15 protein-coding genes are annotated in these 15,258 nt (G+C 38.0%); 11 read left to right on the top strand and 4 right to left on the bottom strand.

Going from position 1 to position 15,258, the window contains the following annotated elements:
* The first annotated feature begins 44 nt into the window (after positions 1 to 44).
* Genes IB67_RS00775 through IB67_RS00760 form a run of 4 tightly spaced genes read left to right on the top strand, consistent with a single transcriptional unit; the run spans position 45 to position 4,170 of the window.
* A complete protein-coding gene (locus IB67_RS00775; protein ID WP_072757711.1) occupies positions 45 to 1,160 on the top strand; it encodes a DNA polymerase Y family protein in 1,116 nt (371 codons plus the stop codon).
* A gap of 51 nt (positions 1,161 to 1,211) precedes the next feature.
* Complete coding sequence (locus tag IB67_RS00770) at positions 1,212 to 2,138, top strand: MBL fold metallo-hydrolase (RefSeq protein WP_072757709.1); 927 nt, start codon at positions 1,212 to 1,214, stop codon at positions 2,136 to 2,138.
* Between the two features lie 22 nt (positions 2,139 to 2,160).
* A complete protein-coding gene (locus IB67_RS00765) occupies positions 2,161 to 2,706 on the top strand; it encodes a VanZ family protein (protein WP_072757707.1) in 546 nt (181 codons plus the stop codon).
* A gap of 6 nt (positions 2,707 to 2,712) precedes the next feature.
* Positions 2,713 to 4,170: a substrate-binding periplasmic protein gene (locus IB67_RS00760; RefSeq protein WP_498875337.1), complete on the top strand. Its 1,458-nt coding sequence runs from the start codon at positions 2,713 to 2,715 to the stop codon at positions 4,168 to 4,170.
* Positions 4,171 to 4,229: 59 nt separating this feature from the next.
* Here IB67_RS00760 and IB67_RS00755 read toward each other — a convergent pair whose 3' ends face one another.
* Positions 4,230 to 5,168: a DDE-type integrase/transposase/recombinase gene (locus IB67_RS00755; protein ID WP_372590120.1), complete on the bottom strand. Its 939-nt coding sequence runs from the start codon at positions 5,166 to 5,168 to the stop codon at positions 4,230 to 4,232.
* Between the two features lie 123 nt (positions 5,169 to 5,291).
* Between IB67_RS00755 and IB67_RS00750 the strand changes: the two genes are divergently transcribed.
* The 5 genes from IB67_RS00750 (at position 5,292) to IB67_RS00730 (ending at position 10,514) form a co-directional block, all read left to right on the top strand.
* Positions 5,292 to 5,528 carry a hypothetical protein gene (locus IB67_RS00750; RefSeq protein ID WP_498875336.1) on the top strand — a complete coding sequence of 79 codons (237 nt, stop codon included), beginning with the start codon at positions 5,292 to 5,294 and terminating at the stop codon, positions 5,526 to 5,528.
* 67 nt (positions 5,529 to 5,595) lie between these two features.
* Positions 5,596 to 6,753 carry an IS200/IS605 family element RNA-guided endonuclease TnpB gene (gene tnpB, locus IB67_RS00745; RefSeq protein ID WP_498875335.1) on the top strand — a complete coding sequence of 386 codons (1,158 nt, stop codon included), beginning with the start codon at positions 5,596 to 5,598 and terminating at the stop codon, positions 6,751 to 6,753.
* A 190-nt stretch (positions 6,754 to 6,943) separates the two neighbouring features.
* Positions 6,944 to 7,603, top strand: coding sequence for a substrate-binding periplasmic protein (locus IB67_RS00740; RefSeq protein ID WP_498875334.1), 660 nt, complete (start codon positions 6,944 to 6,946; stop codon positions 7,601 to 7,603).
* Positions 7,604 to 7,674: 71 nt separating this feature from the next.
* Positions 7,675 to 9,024, top strand: a complete 1,350-nt coding sequence (locus IB67_RS00735) for a sensor histidine kinase (RefSeq protein ID WP_072757703.1) — start codon at positions 7,675 to 7,677, stop codon at positions 9,022 to 9,024.
* Positions 9,025 to 9,062: 38 nt separating this feature from the next.
* Positions 9,063 to 10,514: an HD domain-containing phosphohydrolase gene (locus IB67_RS00730; protein WP_424695146.1), complete on the top strand. Its 1,452-nt coding sequence runs from the start codon at positions 9,063 to 9,065 to the stop codon at positions 10,512 to 10,514.
* A 14-nt stretch (positions 10,515 to 10,528) separates the two neighbouring features.
* Here the strand turns inward: IB67_RS00730 and IB67_RS00725 are convergent, their stop codons facing one another.
* The 3 genes from IB67_RS00725 to IB67_RS00715 are packed head-to-tail and all read right to left on the bottom strand — an operon-like array spanning position 10,529 to position 13,285.
* Positions 10,529 to 11,254, bottom strand: coding sequence for a ComEA family DNA-binding protein (locus tag IB67_RS00725; RefSeq protein ID WP_498875333.1), 726 nt, complete (start codon positions 11,252 to 11,254; stop codon positions 10,529 to 10,531).
* A 57-nt stretch (positions 11,255 to 11,311) separates the two neighbouring features.
* Positions 11,312 to 12,274 carry a hypothetical protein gene (locus IB67_RS00720; protein ID WP_424695148.1) on the bottom strand — a complete coding sequence of 321 codons (963 nt, stop codon included), beginning with the start codon at positions 12,272 to 12,274 and terminating at the stop codon, positions 11,312 to 11,314.
* A gap of 6 nt (positions 12,275 to 12,280) precedes the next feature.
* A complete protein-coding gene (locus IB67_RS00715; RefSeq protein WP_498875518.1) occupies positions 12,281 to 13,285 on the bottom strand; it encodes a M42 family metallopeptidase in 1,005 nt (334 codons plus the stop codon).
* Between the two features lie 281 nt (positions 13,286 to 13,566).
* On the opposite strand from IB67_RS00715, the gene IB67_RS00710 reads away from it, so the two are divergent.
* Positions 13,567 to 14,475 (top strand): radical SAM protein, encoded by a 909-nt coding sequence (locus IB67_RS00710; protein WP_498875332.1) that lies wholly within the window; start codon positions 13,567 to 13,569, stop codon positions 14,473 to 14,475.
* Positions 14,463 to 15,233, top strand: coding sequence for a radical SAM protein (locus tag IB67_RS00705; RefSeq protein ID WP_498875331.1), 771 nt, complete (start codon positions 14,463 to 14,465; stop codon positions 15,231 to 15,233). The genes IB67_RS00710 and IB67_RS00705 overlap by 13 nt, the downstream gene beginning before the upstream one ends.
* Positions 15,234 to 15,258 lie beyond the last annotated feature (25 nt).

Raw genomic sequence — 15,258 nt, 5'->3', positions numbered from 1 at the left:
ATAATATACTTTTGTATACTAAAATTAAATAGGGGGTGTGCCGTGTGATATATCGAAAGGTTGCACTTGTAGATATGGATTCTTACTTTGCGTCCGTTGAGGGGGTAAAAAATCCGATTCTCAAAAGAAGGCCCCTTGCTGTTGTTGGAGGAGGAAAGAACCCTATCGTTTTGAGTGCGAATTATTTGGCGAAGATTCACGGCGTGAAGACAGGGATGATTTATTCAGAAGCTAAAAAGTTGTGCAAGAACATTTTGTTCGTAAAGGCTGATTATCCGCAGTACGAATTCACAACGCTCAAGCTTTTGGAGATCATTGAAAATTTCTTTCCGGTGTATAAGGAAGCGAGCATAGATGAAGTGTACATTGCTGTTGATGTTTTTGAAGACGGTGTTGAGAAGTTGAAAATTTTAAAGGATGAAATAAAGCTGAGGTTAGGGTTGAGTTGTACTATTGGTGTTGGACCTAATCCTGTGATAGCAAAAAGCGCATGTGAAATCGCTAAGCCAGACGGGTTTTTGGTTGTAGATGATTTGAATGAATTTGCAAAGCAATTGCCGATAAAAGATATACCGGGAGTAGGTAAAAAGAGCCAAAAAGTTTTTAAAGAGATTGGAATAGAAACTTTGGAAGATTTTTTGAAAAATGGTGGAATTTCTGAAAAACTTCGCGAACTGGTGTTGAAAGAATATACGGAACCAGAGTTTTTTAAACATGTTCCGCCCAAAAGCATCGGACATTCGCTCTCGCTGGATAAGGAAATAAAATCATTTGAAGAACTTTATGCAGTTTTTAACTATCTTCTCTTTGGGATTTATTCCAAATTGATTCGAGGAAGGTACGGTGCGAAGAATGTGGCGCTGTATATAAAGGACAGGTTTGGCGCGTTTTCTCTTTCGCACAACTTAGCAGTTCACACGAATGACTTTTTTCTTTTATCAAAGGTTGTGGAAGATATTGCAAAAAAGCTGTACAGAAACTATCCTATTTCAAAAATTGGTATATCTTTGAATAATCTCAAGATAATCGATTCTGTTCAATGTTCGCTATTTTGGGAGGAATATCAAAGAAAATACGAGAAGTTGGCAGCTGTTGGAAATGGATTGAACAATACGTTCCTCAGCGGTTACTTCATTTTGAAAAGCAAGAAAATCATTTAACTGGTGAGTTGTGATAAAATAAATGCAAGGACAAGATTAGGGGTTGAAAGTATGTTCGAAGTTGCAAAACTTGCTGAAAGTTTCCTTGTTCTAAAATCACCAGTGAACGTCGGTGTGATTCTAAAGGGCGATGAAGCTGTATTGATCGACACGGGGAGTAGTCCGGACCATGCGAAGAGAATAGCAAGGGTTTTGGGAGAACTTGCAGTGAAGAAAGTATCGATAATCAACACGCACTCGCATGCAGACCACATCGGCGGAAACAGTTTCTTGCAGAGCAAGTACAAAAGCAGAATCTTTGCAACAAAGCTCGAGAGCGCGTTTATAGAAAATCCCGTCCTTGAGCCCGCTTATCTTTGGGGTGCACTTCCGTTTAAAGGTATTGACAACAAGTTCCTCCTTGCAAAGCCTTCCGTAGTCACAGATATTATCGATTATGGCACTAACGAAGAGCTGAATGTTAATATAATACCACTTCCGGGACATTCATTCGATATGATCGGCATTCTAACAAATCTACCAGACAAGCGGATATTTTTTGTAGCAGACTCAATTGTTTCTTCTCAGACCATACAGAAGTACAAAGTATATTTTTTAGTTGATGTCGCTCAACATCTGAAGACCTTAGACAGTCTAAAATTATGGGTTGAAAACGATGTCTCTTTTATAGTCCCAAGTCACGGTGAAGTATACAATCTTGAGAGTGATGAATCGAAAGAAGAATTCTTAAAACTTGTAGAATCGAACAAAAACGTCGTAAAAGAAACATTAAATACTATAATAGATTATCTCGATGTGCCAAGGACAATCGATGACGTTGTTTCTCATGTTGCTGAGAAATTTTTTCTTTCTTTAGATGCTACAGGCTATGTTTTGTTGTTGCAAACGCTTAAGGCTTATTGCAATTACTTGTTTGAAAATGACTATGCACAAATAATTTTTGAAAATAGGCGTTTGGAGTATGTGAGAAAGCAATAACAAAGTAATAGGAGTGTGCTTAATGAAGGATAAAAAACTCAAAATATTAACCTTATCTCTGTTTTGTATCGTTCTATTTTGGCTTGGCTTGATATACTATTTCTCAACAAGAGGTCCTGTTGAATCGATGAGACAGTCGCAGTTTGCGTACAGGGTAATTAAGAAGCTTGACAGTATTTTCGACTTCTCAAGTACAGCGCTTTTTACGAAAGTAGAGAGGAAATTGAAGCAATGGTGGTTTGGAACTGAGAATATCCCTGCGGAGATGGTTATTAGAAAGAGCGCTCACTTCGGGCTTTATTTCGTTTTTGCGTTCTTGATATCACTTGCTTTCCACACTTGGAAAAAGTCTTTTCTGATTTCTTCCTTGCTCGGGTTCACGGTTCCCTCAACTTATGCAATATTCGACGAATACAACCAAATTTTCTATGCACGTGGTTCCTCGCTAAACGATGTTATCATCGATTCAACGGGTGCGTTTTTTGGCTCGTTATTCAGCACTTTTGTTATTTTATCCTTGCTTTTAATTAAAAAGTTAAAAGCTATGAGGAGATATGAAGAGAGGTGAGATATGATGATAATTTTCAAAGAATTTTTAATTGTTATTCTTGTTGTTCTTTTTTCTATAGCCACTTTTTCGCAATCTTCAGTTATTTTGTATACTTATGCTCAGGATATTGTACCAAAGTACATTATTCAGGGAAACAGCATTTCGGGTTTTTGTCATGACATAATAGTTGAGCTGAACAAAGAACTGAAGAAGGATAACGTAGAGATTAGGTACAAATCGTCTACGGCAAAGCCAATTCAGCAAATAATCAGTTCACTTTCAAACAAAGAAACCCAGATCTTTGTGGGTGTGCCGCACAGTGAGGAGTGGGAGAAGAATGTTAAATACATTAGACTACCTCTTTATGGTGTGAGGGAAATTTATATTATAAAATCAGACATGGAAAACGTTTTGAATGTTAAGGAAAGCATGAAAGTAGGAGTAATTGGCGGAACAGTAACTGCAAGAAAGATACCGAATATGCCACAAGAGCAAGAGATATTTGAATACAAAAGTATAGCGGAAGCGATAGAAGCTCTCGATAAAGGAAAGGTGGACACATTATTCCTTTCAAGTCTTCCGTTGGGATACTACATATCGCAAAGCAAAGGGAAGTACAAATCGATGAATGCACCGTCGGAGAAGTCTTATCAATACATAGTTTTCTCAAAGTCGGTAGATGATAAAGTAATTAGAGTTGTAGAGGAAGCTCTCAGGAAGATCCTGATAAATGGTGTTATCGATAGATTGATAAAAAAGTATGGGTTAGAGGGTTACGTACTTCCAGGGAACGTTGTGGAAATTCTGCTTGTAGATTGGAAACCTTACGAATGGTACGACAAGGATAAAAAGGACTGGGTTGGGATGGATGTTGATGTGGTGAAGAAAGTATTCTCAGAGCTTGGTTTCAAGCCTGTATTCCTATCATTTCCATGGACAAGGTGTCTCGAGCTTATGAAAACGAAGATGTACGATGGAGTCATGAGTGTTAGAGATATAGAGGAGCGGAAAGATTTCCTTACTTTTCCAAGAGAACCCATTAGTGCGGGATTCGATGTGCTTTTCAAATTAAAATCGAAGAAAATCGACATTTCATCGCTTGAGAAAATTCCGAAAGAAGCGCTTTGCGGATATGGTGATGGTTATGCATATGGTGACTGGTTTTGGAATGCAAAATTTAGGAAAATCAATGTAAGCACGGATGAGATGGGGTTTGAATTGCTGAAACTTGGCAGGATTGATTTGTTTGTGTGTAATCTGATAGTCGGAAAGCACATTGCGCAGGAAATGAAGTTAGATGTTGAGTATTCACCTGTGTTTAGTGAAAAGATGATATATTATGTTGCTTTTTCAAAAAACTTCCATGGTGTATACCTTGCTGGTATTTTCTCTGAGAAACTCCAAGAATTCAAAGGAACACCTGAATACAGAAACATTCTTAAAAAATACGGTATTGCGTATGAAGAGATGTGGAGTAATTAGTTTGGATGTATTATTGCGATAACTAAAGTTTCTTCATAGGAAAAGTTGTTTTGATGCTGTTAACTAGTAATGATGATGGAAGCTAAAGCTGTAATCATCTCATTTTCGTTCTCATATAACTTGCATAGGTTCCTTACTACACAAAAACCATTTACATAGTACCGTATGTTGCTAAATTTCTTGAAGCTCCTTTTCGCTCTAACAAACATCTTAAATAACGAAAATTTCGATTCACATTCGTTGTTTTTACCTAGTCTTACTTCTCTGTGCTCAACATTATCAAAATTTAGTTTTACTGCTATCTCGTACGCTTTTAGTCCATCGGTTATTAACTCTATTTGTGTGTTTTGTTTTCTTTGACTAAAGTATTTATCTAACAATATCTTAACTTGTGACATATCACGATATCTTGATACATGCCAAGCTACTATTAAATTCGTACCATGCTCAACTAATAGCCACACATAGTACTTTTTGTCTCGAAATACAATAACTGTTTCATCACCGTGAACTTTAAATACATTCTCAAACTCAAAAAGCGAAATAACAGAAGATAACTTGATAATCCATTTGTAAATAGCAACATGAGAGACATTGATATTCAAGCAAGCTTTAATAGCACGAAGAGAAAGGTTGTATTTGAAGTACAAGATGAAAGCTTTGAGAACGATATAGATAGGGAAACGGAAGAATTTGAAAGGATGAAAGTTGAAAGGCACAGGCTGGGGAAGAGAAAGCGGAACAGAAGTTTTGAAGTTGCACTTTCTGCATCTGAAACGAACGAAATAACGGCGGATTTTGTAAATTTCCATGACATGGTTACAATGAACACAACGAGGATAAGGGAAAGAGAAAAGTTTGTGTTTTTTGGTGAAAGTAAGTTTAAAGTAACGCTTGCAGTCTTTGCAAAAGAAGATTTGGTTTTTGAACTTATCATGACCGTTTTTGATGAAGTTAGAAGAGCCGCAATGAGGGCATTTGGGTTGGATATTAACCATATCGGGATACCTCCTTATTGAGAGTATATTGGGGGGTGTCCCCTATTTAAGAAGATAATATGATTTTTGAAATTTATCAATACCTTTGGTTAACAAAATCGTTGTTTTCAAGGGGGGAGAATAGTGAGAGGCTATCAAGAAGTTATGAAAAGCATCGCTATTCTAATCGTCGTTCTGCAGACGGTTGTTCTTCTTGCCAAATCTAATTTGATTTTGTATACTTATCCACAAAACGCTGTACCAAAATACATCCTTCAAGGGAATAGTATATCCGGATTTTGTCATGATATTATTGTCGAGCTGAATAAAGAGTTGAAGAGCATTAACACTCTCGTGTCTTTAGACATGAGTAAAAGATGATATTGTTAGTGTGTTGTATAATTTTATAGTAACGATAATACAAAAACTCAAAAGGAGCAACACTAATATGATAGTTACCTATCGATACAGGATTTATCCAAATGAAAAACAAAAAACACTGTTAGCTAAGACATTTGGTTGTGTAAGATTTGTTTGGAATTACTTCCTTGCTTGGAGAGAGCAAAGATACAAGGAAGAAAAGCTTTCGACTACTGAACCTGAGTGTCGAAAGCATTTGAACAGTGTTTTAAAAGAGCAATATCCATGGCTTAGGGAAGTAGATAAGTTTGCTCTCGAAAATGCTTTGATAAACCTTGATAGTGCTTACAAAAGATTTTTCAAAAAACAAGCAAGATGTCCGAGATTCAAGACAAAGAAATCACATCGATTTTCGTATACTACGAACTCTACGAATAACAATATACAAGTCGATTTTGGTGAGATAATAATAAATCCAGACAAAAATCGTTGCTGGGGGAAGATAAAGCTTCCGAAACTTGGTTGGGTAAAAGCACGAATCCATAGAGTTTTCGATGGCAGAATCAAAACGGCAACCGTAATGCTAACTCCAAGCGGGAAGTACTATGTATCGATTACAGTAGAACAAGAGAAAGTGTACAATCGTAAAATCAGTGGAACACCACAAAACTTCGCAATAGCTTTAGACTTAGGAGTTAAAGATTTCTATGTAGACAGTCAAGGCAAGCATATTGAGAATCCGAGAATTCTTGCAAGATATGAAAAGAGAATAAAGAAGTTGCAAAGAGAGCTTGCAAGGAAGGTGAAAGGAAGCAAGAACTATGAGAAGACAAGAATAAAACTTGCAAGAATGCATGAGAGAGTAACAAATATCAGGAAGGACTTTCTGGAAAAGTTATCTTCGCAGGTAGTTAGCGAAAACCAAGCAATTATCTGCGAAGATTTGAGAGTTAAGAATCTTGTACGGAATAGTCATTTAGCCAAGAGTATTCATGATGTATCATGGTCAAAGTTTATAGAAATGGTAAGAGACAAAGCAGAACGGTATGGACGAATATTCTTGCAGGTATCACCAAGTTTTCCGTCATCGCAGACTTGCAGCAAGTGTGGACACAAGAACGAGACAGTAAAAGAACTAAGTGTAAGGACATGGAAATGTCCAAAGTGTGGAATAGAACATGATAGGGATGAAAACGCAGCGAAGAATATATTAAGACAAGGGCTATTGCAACTTGGAATAACGTGATAACCGAATCTTTGATAGGGTTGGGACGACCCGAGGACGGTAGTCCATGCCTGCGGAGGCTGGGCCTCTACTGTCAAGTAACACGGCAGCAAGTCCAGTCGATGAAGCAGGAAGCCCGTGACTTTAGTCATGGGTAGTTCACGGTTATGTTCTACCAGGCAACTTAGTTGAGATACTGACAATCGATTGGATGCCTTACGAATGGTATGACAGAAACAAGAAGGAATGGATTGGGATAGATGTAGATGTGGTAAAGCGTGTTTTTCAAGATTTGGGATTTCATGTTATTTTTCACACATTCCCTTGGACAAGGTGCATAGAACTAATGAAGGATAAATCTTACGATGGGATAATGAGCTTGAGAATCTCCGATGAGAGGAAGGATTTCCTCACATTTCCTAATGAACCTCTGAGTACTGGGTTAGATGTATTATTCAAACTTAAGTCAAGTAACATAGATCTATCTTTAATTGAGAAAATTCCAAAGAATTTAGTTTGTGGATACACTGATGGTTATGCATATGGCGACTGGTTTTGGAATGCAGAGTTTAGAAAAGTTCCTGTAAGCACTGATGAGGTTGGATTTGAGCTTCTGAAAAATGGAAGAATCGATTTATTCGTATGCAATTTGCTTGTAGGAAAATATATTGCACGTGAGATGAAAATTGAAGTAGAGTATTCTCCTGTTTTTGGTGAGAAAATGGTATATTACGTCGGGTTTTCAAAGAACTTTCATGGCTCGTACCTTGCTGAGAGCTTTTCTGAACAACTCAAAAGATTCAAAAACACATCTGATTATATGGATATCTTAAGAAAGTATGGCGTTAAGTATGAAGAATTATGGAAATGAATACTTTCGTTGCTTAGGAGGTTTATGGTAAAATTGGGATAGGCTCTGAGCTTTGAAAAGAGGTGAGAATTTTGAATTCGACAAGTATTGAAAAGGGAAAAGTCGAAATACATCTAATTGTCAGTATTATTTCACCTATGATTTTGTTTGCGATTTTTTTGTTAGTTTCTACTAATCATTATTCATCGTGGAAAAGAGAGCTTTTCTTAAGACTGGATTATTATGCTGAGACCCTTTCTTATCCTGTGTGGACGTACGATAATAGGGTAATAGATAAGTTGACAAGAGTAATAACTCAGTCAGCAGATATAACTGGCGTCTTTGTGTATGATGATAAAAGGCGTGAGTTGGGATCTTCTGATGAGTCGTATGTTCCGAACATTTTAGAGCAAGTTCTCGGAGTCAGGTTGCATAACAAGAACATTAACTTGTTTTATGCCGACACTTTTGTTGGGAGTGTGAGTTTTAGATATACCGATAGTGTCCCGCGAGTCTTTCTGTTTTATATATCTTTGATCTTCCTCGGTATGTATTTTATTCTAATTCTTTTAATGAAAAACTTGAAAAAGAACGAACAATTAAAAGAGCTTGTTGAGGAATTAAATGAGATGAATAACGAACTTGAACTTGCGTTCAACGAACTTGAAGAAGCGCAGAACAAGATAATAAATTCGGAAAAGATGGCTGCACTTGGTAAGTTGATGGTGAACATAGCACATGATGTGAATACACCTTCAGGAATAATATACTCTTCTCTAACAGAACAACACAAGATCTTGAGTGATATTAAAGATAAGTTTGAGAAAGACGAATTAACTGAAGAGGAATTTAAGGATTGTTTGAATACGATGTTCGAGCTGAATGATATGATGGTGAGGAACTCCCGTAGGATTATTGAGCTTGTGCAAAGCTTGAAAAGGGTGGCCATGAATGAGATGGTTCAAAGCTATGCGAATGTCGATTTGAAATTATTAGTCACAGATGTCCTCAATTCTTTACACCCAAAACTTAGGAAAACAAAGATCAATGTAGTGACAGATATTGAGGAGAACCTAACGATTTACACTATTCCTGGAGCGATAACTCAGATTCTCATGAATTTGATCGATAATGCAATTGTTCATGCTTTTGAATATGACAATCCTGGTGAAATTAGAATTGAGATGAAAACGATAACAAGCGGGAACAACAAAGAACTGATGTTTGTTTTTGCAGATAATGGCAAGGGGATTGAACCTGAAATACAGAAGCGTATTTTTGAACCTTTCTTTACTACAGACCAAAAATCGGGTTCTGGACTTGGTTTGAGTATTGTCTATCAGTTGGTCTCAGAAGTACTCGGCGGAACTATCGAAGTTCAAAGTGAATTATGGAGAGGAACGAAGTTTATTATTACATTACCGATCAAGGAAGGCAATTAGTTCACATCCTCTAAAGAACTGCAGGTAGGTGATGTCGATTGGCGAAATTCCTCAAAAAGGGTAGTGAAAAAATAGATCATGAGCTGAAAGATTTCTGGAAAATCCTTGTTGTCGATGATGAGCCTGATGTACATGCGATAACATCTGTCGTTGCAAGGGACATAGTTTTTGAAGGAAAGAAAGTAAAATTGTACAGTGCCTATTCATCGCAAGAGGCAAAGGAAATTTTGGAGAATGTTGAAGACATAGCATTGGCCATAATAGATGTTGTAATGGAAGGCGATGATGCCGGGCTTGAATTGGTAAAATACATCAGAGAGAAGATTGGAAATAAACTTATCAGACTTGTTATCCGCACGGGCCAACCGGGATACGCTCCACCGAGGGAAATAATAGTAAAATATGACATAAATGACTATCGTGAAAAGGCTGAACTCTCAAGCAACGGACTTTACACTATGATAATATCGCGCTTACGCGAGTATCGAGACATTGTAGAACTTGAGATTCAGAAAAGACTTTTAGAAAGGGGCAATTTCTACTCATCAATGCTTTTCAGCGACGGTCAAAAATCGGTTGATGATTATAAAATGTACATCGAAAGTCTCTTTGATGATTTTAGCAGGATTTTAAATAATGAGGCTGTTGTTAAATATGTGGAAAGTGATAGAAATGCGTTGGTGGATTTACCAGATATAAAGTTTTTTGATAATCTGAAACACACAGAAGTTGTTTGGAAGGATGATAGGATCTGTGAGTTTTTCGTTTCTGAATCCGTAGGTTCAGGTAAAGTAATCAAAGCTGAATTTTCCAAACAGTTGACAGAAACCCAGAAAAATTTTTTGACTGTGATCGTTGACCGTTTTGCATCTGGCATTACAAATTATCTTATATCGAAAGATTTAGTTGAAACGCTTTATAAGATAATTTACATACTATCGGAAGTAACAGAGACGAGATCATTGGAAACTGGAGAGCATGTCAGAAGGGTAGGAAAGTTGAGCAGATTATTTGCAAGTTCTCTTGGGTTTGGAGAAGAATATCTTGACGTTATTGAAATTGCTTCAATGTTACACGATGTCGGGAAGATAGGAATTCCGGACTCGATTTTAAACAAACCTGGGAGATTGTCAGACGAAGAATTTGAGATCATGAAGAAGCATGTTTTGGTTGGTTATAAGATACTTTCTCAAGTTGAACATCCTGTTTTTGAAATTGCGTCAAATATAGCACTTTATCACCACGAAAACTGGGACGGCTCGGGATATTTGAAAGGATTAAAAGGTGATGACATACCGATAGAAGCACGTATAGTAGCTATTGTGGATGTGTACGATGCTTTGATGTCTGATAGGGTTTACAGGCCCAAGTGGAATGAAAATGATGTCTTAGAATATATAAAGGATCAAGAAGGCAAGAAATTTGATCCTGAGATATGCAAAATATTCTTTGAAAAGTACGATGAAATAAGAGAATTGTATATAGAATAGGGTTCAATTGCTCATCATTTTATAGTTATCATATCTTTCATCTTTTCAAACGTCTTCTTGCCAATTCCCTTAACGTTCATAATTTCATCGATGGACCTGAAAGGTCCATTTTTTGTTCTGTAATTGATTATCTCTTGTGCTTTTGTTGGACCAATACCGGGGAGCTTCTGTAATTCTTCAATTCCTGCAGTGTTTATATCTATCTTCCGTGTTGTCTGGAATTCGTTTGTCTGTTGATTCACAACATTATTAGCTACCAATGCTTGATTGTTGTTTTGGACAGGCTGAGTATCTGGTGTGCTTACCTTTATCCTATCTTTAAGCCTTTCAAAAGTCTTTTCGCCTATTCCTGGAACGTTCATGATGTCTTCTATTTTTGAGAACTGCTGTTTTTCTCTGTATTCTATGATGGCCCGCGCCTTTGACGGACCTATTCCTGGAAGTGTCTGGAGTTCTTCAAGTGAAGCGGTATTGATGTCTATAACCGAGGAAGTGTATTTTCTCTGTGCCGATTCTGCGGTTACTTTTAAATTTTCATCTCGCCCGTAGACACTTTCTTGAACAAGTTTGTTATAACTTGGTTGGTACAAAACACCAGAGAGAACTATAATCAAAGCAAAGAGTATAAAGAATGCTCTTTGACTTGCAGATGCCTTCTTGTGCAGTGCTTTTATATTTTCAAACAGCGAACTAGAAGTGTTTTCTCCGCTATTTCTTCTATCGAAGTTTGAAAATATCATACAAAAAAGTCCCCCTGAGATTCCCCCGCACTTGTAAGCTTCAATCACCTAATGTTATTACTGCCCTATTTTAGATACCTTTGCACCTTTTACGTGCCCATATCTCGACAGTTCAGTCCAATCTTGTGAATAGTAGAAACTTTTTGCCTGATTTTCAGAAGTGAATATTCCAAGGCAGATAATGTAACCGGATTTTGCGCTGATACTAAATGCGCTGATTCCGACAGTTCTAAGATTTACGACTGATTTGAAAGCGTCTTTTGAGCTTGAGATTGGATCAGTAGTGATTGTGTAAATCGACCTTGAAGGGTTAAGTTCCGGCATGACGTTATTTAAGGTCAAAACGTAGTATTTCGAACCCGATCTATCTATTACATAATTCTGTGTCAACTTCGCGATCTTTAAAGCTGTTTCACCGTCAACTGCGTAGAGATATACAGTCCTTAAAGCACTTTCAGGAAAGTTTTCTGCCATCCTCGAAACAAGGAGATTATAGTCGAATTTTGTGATGTCTTTCAGATAAGTATTTGTCACTGGTTGTTGTGGTTCTTGTTTTTCGTCTTTCGCTTGTGCTTGAGTGTTTTGTTCTTGAGACTGTTTTTGCGGCTGCTGCACATTAACGTTTGTCGACTCGGTGTTTTCTGTTTCGAGCTTTATCATCTGTGAGTTTTCATCTTTCTTAATTTCCTGCCCGGCTGTTTGTTGGTTCACTTGCGTCGAAGCACCTGTAGTGGCTGTATCGATAGGAACGGCTAAGGAAGTAGCTTCCTTAGCCGGTTCAAGTATTATTACTGTTTGAGTAGCTGTTTTTAGAACACGCTCAGTTGGTGGGGTTGTATTCGTCCCAACTTCTCTTATCACAACCTCGACCTTTGACTTTTGGACTTTGAGATAAAATGTGTACAGTACAAGTGTTATAGTTATTAATGAAAGCGTAATTATCACAACGGATAAGACTTTCAGATCAAAGTCGGTTATATCCTTCCACTTTCTCGAGCTGATTGGAGTTCTTTGTTTCATGCGTTCTTATAACCCCTCTTCGCAGTATTTGATTGTTAGCTCAATGGTTGCCTCTACGTCAGGTTTGTAAACCATTTCGCTCGGTGTGTGGATGTACCTTGTCGGTATCGATATCGTTGCGCTTGGAATTCCGCTCTTTGTTGCTTGGTAACCTGCCGCATCAGTTCCGCCGAATATGAGAACTTCCATTTGGTGTGGTATGTTGTACTTTTGCGCGAGTTCTTTGAGCTTTTCAACGATGTATCTGTTGCTTATCGAAGCCATATCTTTAACTTTTATACAGGCACCTTTCCCAAGTTCCATCGGCACTCTTTTCAGTCCTTTTGGTGTGTCTCCAACGCCTGTAACATCGAGTGCTATTGCAACATCTGGTTCAATGTCGTAACCAGCAACATGTGCACCTATGAGTCCGACTTCTTCTTGGACTGCAAAGACACCGTAGATCGTGTTTGTAGGTTCCTTTATGCGTCTGAAAACCTCTATTATAACAGCACATCCAATTCTGTCGTCCATCGATTTGCTGATCATATAATCTTCCTGTTCGTGGAAGTAGCTATCGAATGTGCCGAAGGTTCCTATCGGACAGAGTTTTTCGGCTTCTTCTCTTGATTTTGCGCCAATGTCAACGAAGAGCTTTTCAAAGGACATCTTCTGAACGTTTGCCTGTAATTCTTCGGACGTTTCACCCTCGATACCAACTATACCAACCACTTCGCCAAACCTGATCCTCGATTGGTATATTGTGTAAGGTGAGACACCACCCACTCTGTCTATCTTCAAAAATCCTCTTTCGTCTATGTTTGTAACCACAACACCGATTTCGTCCATGTGAGCATCCAAAAGGACTTTTTTTCCACTTTTTCCGTTTTTCCAGACGATTAAATTTCCGAGTTTGTCAATCTTATACCCATCGATGTCTCCTTCAAGCTCTTCCAATATGACGCTCGTTATTTTGGATTCCCTACCGCTTGGGCTTTCAGTCGTTGTTAGTCTTTTTACCAAATTCTCCAATGATGTTGATTTCACCACAAACACCCCCGTTCGACAACGATTTTATGATTTATGATATTTCATGGTCAATTATCCATTTATGTTAGCTTTACTAACATCCTTTAAAATTATTATAACACAAATCTTAGAATATACACTACTAAATTGTTCAGAAAAATGCAGTTTTCTTAAAGTATACACAACACAACGTATACAAAAAATCAATTCATGCACTGATGATACGTGATATAATTATTAAATGGATAATTCTTCAATTCGGAAATGTTAGGAGTGAAGCAGTGGTGGAAGGCGTTGAATCAAAGTCTTTGTTAAGCCCCGAGATTTTAGAAAATTGTACGCTTTGTCCAAGAATGTGCGGAGTGGATAGAAGAATTGGCAAAGGTGTTTGCGGTGTCGGATATTTGCCGAAGGTTTCAAATATAGTATTGCACAAGGGAGAAGAGCCACCGCTTTCTGGCGAGAACGGTGCTGGTGCTGTCTTTTTCTCAGGCTGCCAGATGAAGTGTATTTACTGCCAGAATATGGGATTTTCTCAGAAAGGTGTTGGATTTGAGATATCCGCAGAGGAACTTGCTTGCGCGTTTTTGAAAGTCCAAGAGTCTGGTGCTCAAACGTTGGATCTTGTAACGCCAACACCACACATTCCTTGGATAGTAAGGGCACTCGATATAGCAAAGGAAAAAGGTTTCAGTCTCCCGGTTGTGTATAACACATCGAGCTATGAGCGTGTTGAGGTACTAAAGGCACTTGAAGGGTACGTTGATATTTATCTTGCTGATATTAGGTACACTGACAATAGCTATGGAATGCGATATTCAAAGGTTCCTGATTATTGGGATGTTACTCAGCAAGCTATTAGCGAAATGTACAGGCAAGTTGGTCCGTTTGAAGAGGAGAAGATGAGAGGTCTAATAGTCAGGATTTTGGTCCTTCCAAACAACGTCAGCGGTCACGATAGAGCGCTAGAGTTTATCGCATCACTTGATAAGAAGATTTCTGTTGCGCTGATGTCTCAGTACATACCGCATTTTGGGGCGAAGCAGGACGAACTGATCAATAGGAAAATCACTAAAGATGAATACGAGAGTGCACTCGATAAGCTCATAGAACTTGATTTAGATGGTTGGATGCAGCTTGATGAAAAAGAACGTGTTACAACCTTTCCAGTAGATTGGAGATGCAGAATTTGAGCTGTTACGTAGGCATTGACCCTTCAGCAACATTACCAATATCTGTAACAAAAGGCTGTCCACTTAGCTGTGCTCATTGCGGTGGACATTATGTGAAGCACATGATTCACGTCAGTGAAATTGAGAAATACGCCGAGAAGTATAAGTCGTTTTTAGTTAGTGGCGGGATGCTTCCAAATGGCGAGATACCGTTTGGAGAGTATTTGGAATTTTTGAGAACAATGAAAGAAAAATACAAACTGGCTTACAACTTTCATATCGGTTTTCCTGAAAATCCGCCTTTTGAACTCGAAAATGTTGCTGATGTGCTCAGCTTTGATTTTTATGGTGATAAAAATATTCTAAAGCGAATCTACAATATAGAACGTACCCCAGAACAGATATTGCAGAGCGTTTTGCCTTTGAACGTGAAAAAAGTTCCGCACATAACTATTGGTGTGCTGTGTGGTAGAATAACTCATGAATATACAGCTCTTGAGATGCTCTCTAAGCATTTCAACAGCATTGTGCTGAACATCTTTATACCTACGCCGAATACGGCGTTTCAAAATTGTCCGGCGCCTGACATAGACGATGTTGTAAGAGTTTTCGAGAAGGCAAGAGAGCTCTTTGAAAACGTTGTTTTGGGGTGTATGCATCCGAAAGGAGAGTATAGAAGAGAACTTCAAAAGAGATTGAGCGGAAAAGTTGATTTTGTTGTAAAGCCTGTTGATAAGAAGTACGACAAAATAGGCTGCTGTTCGTTTTACGTAAGATAGTAAAGATAATGTTTGAATCGAATAG

It is taken from the genome of Fervidobacterium riparium (assembly GCF_025370035.1).
GTDB classification, from domain to species: Bacteria; Thermotogota; Thermotogae; order Thermotogales; family Fervidobacteriaceae; genus Fervidobacterium; species Fervidobacterium gondwanense.
This window is presented reverse-complemented; position numbering and strand designations above follow the sequence as displayed.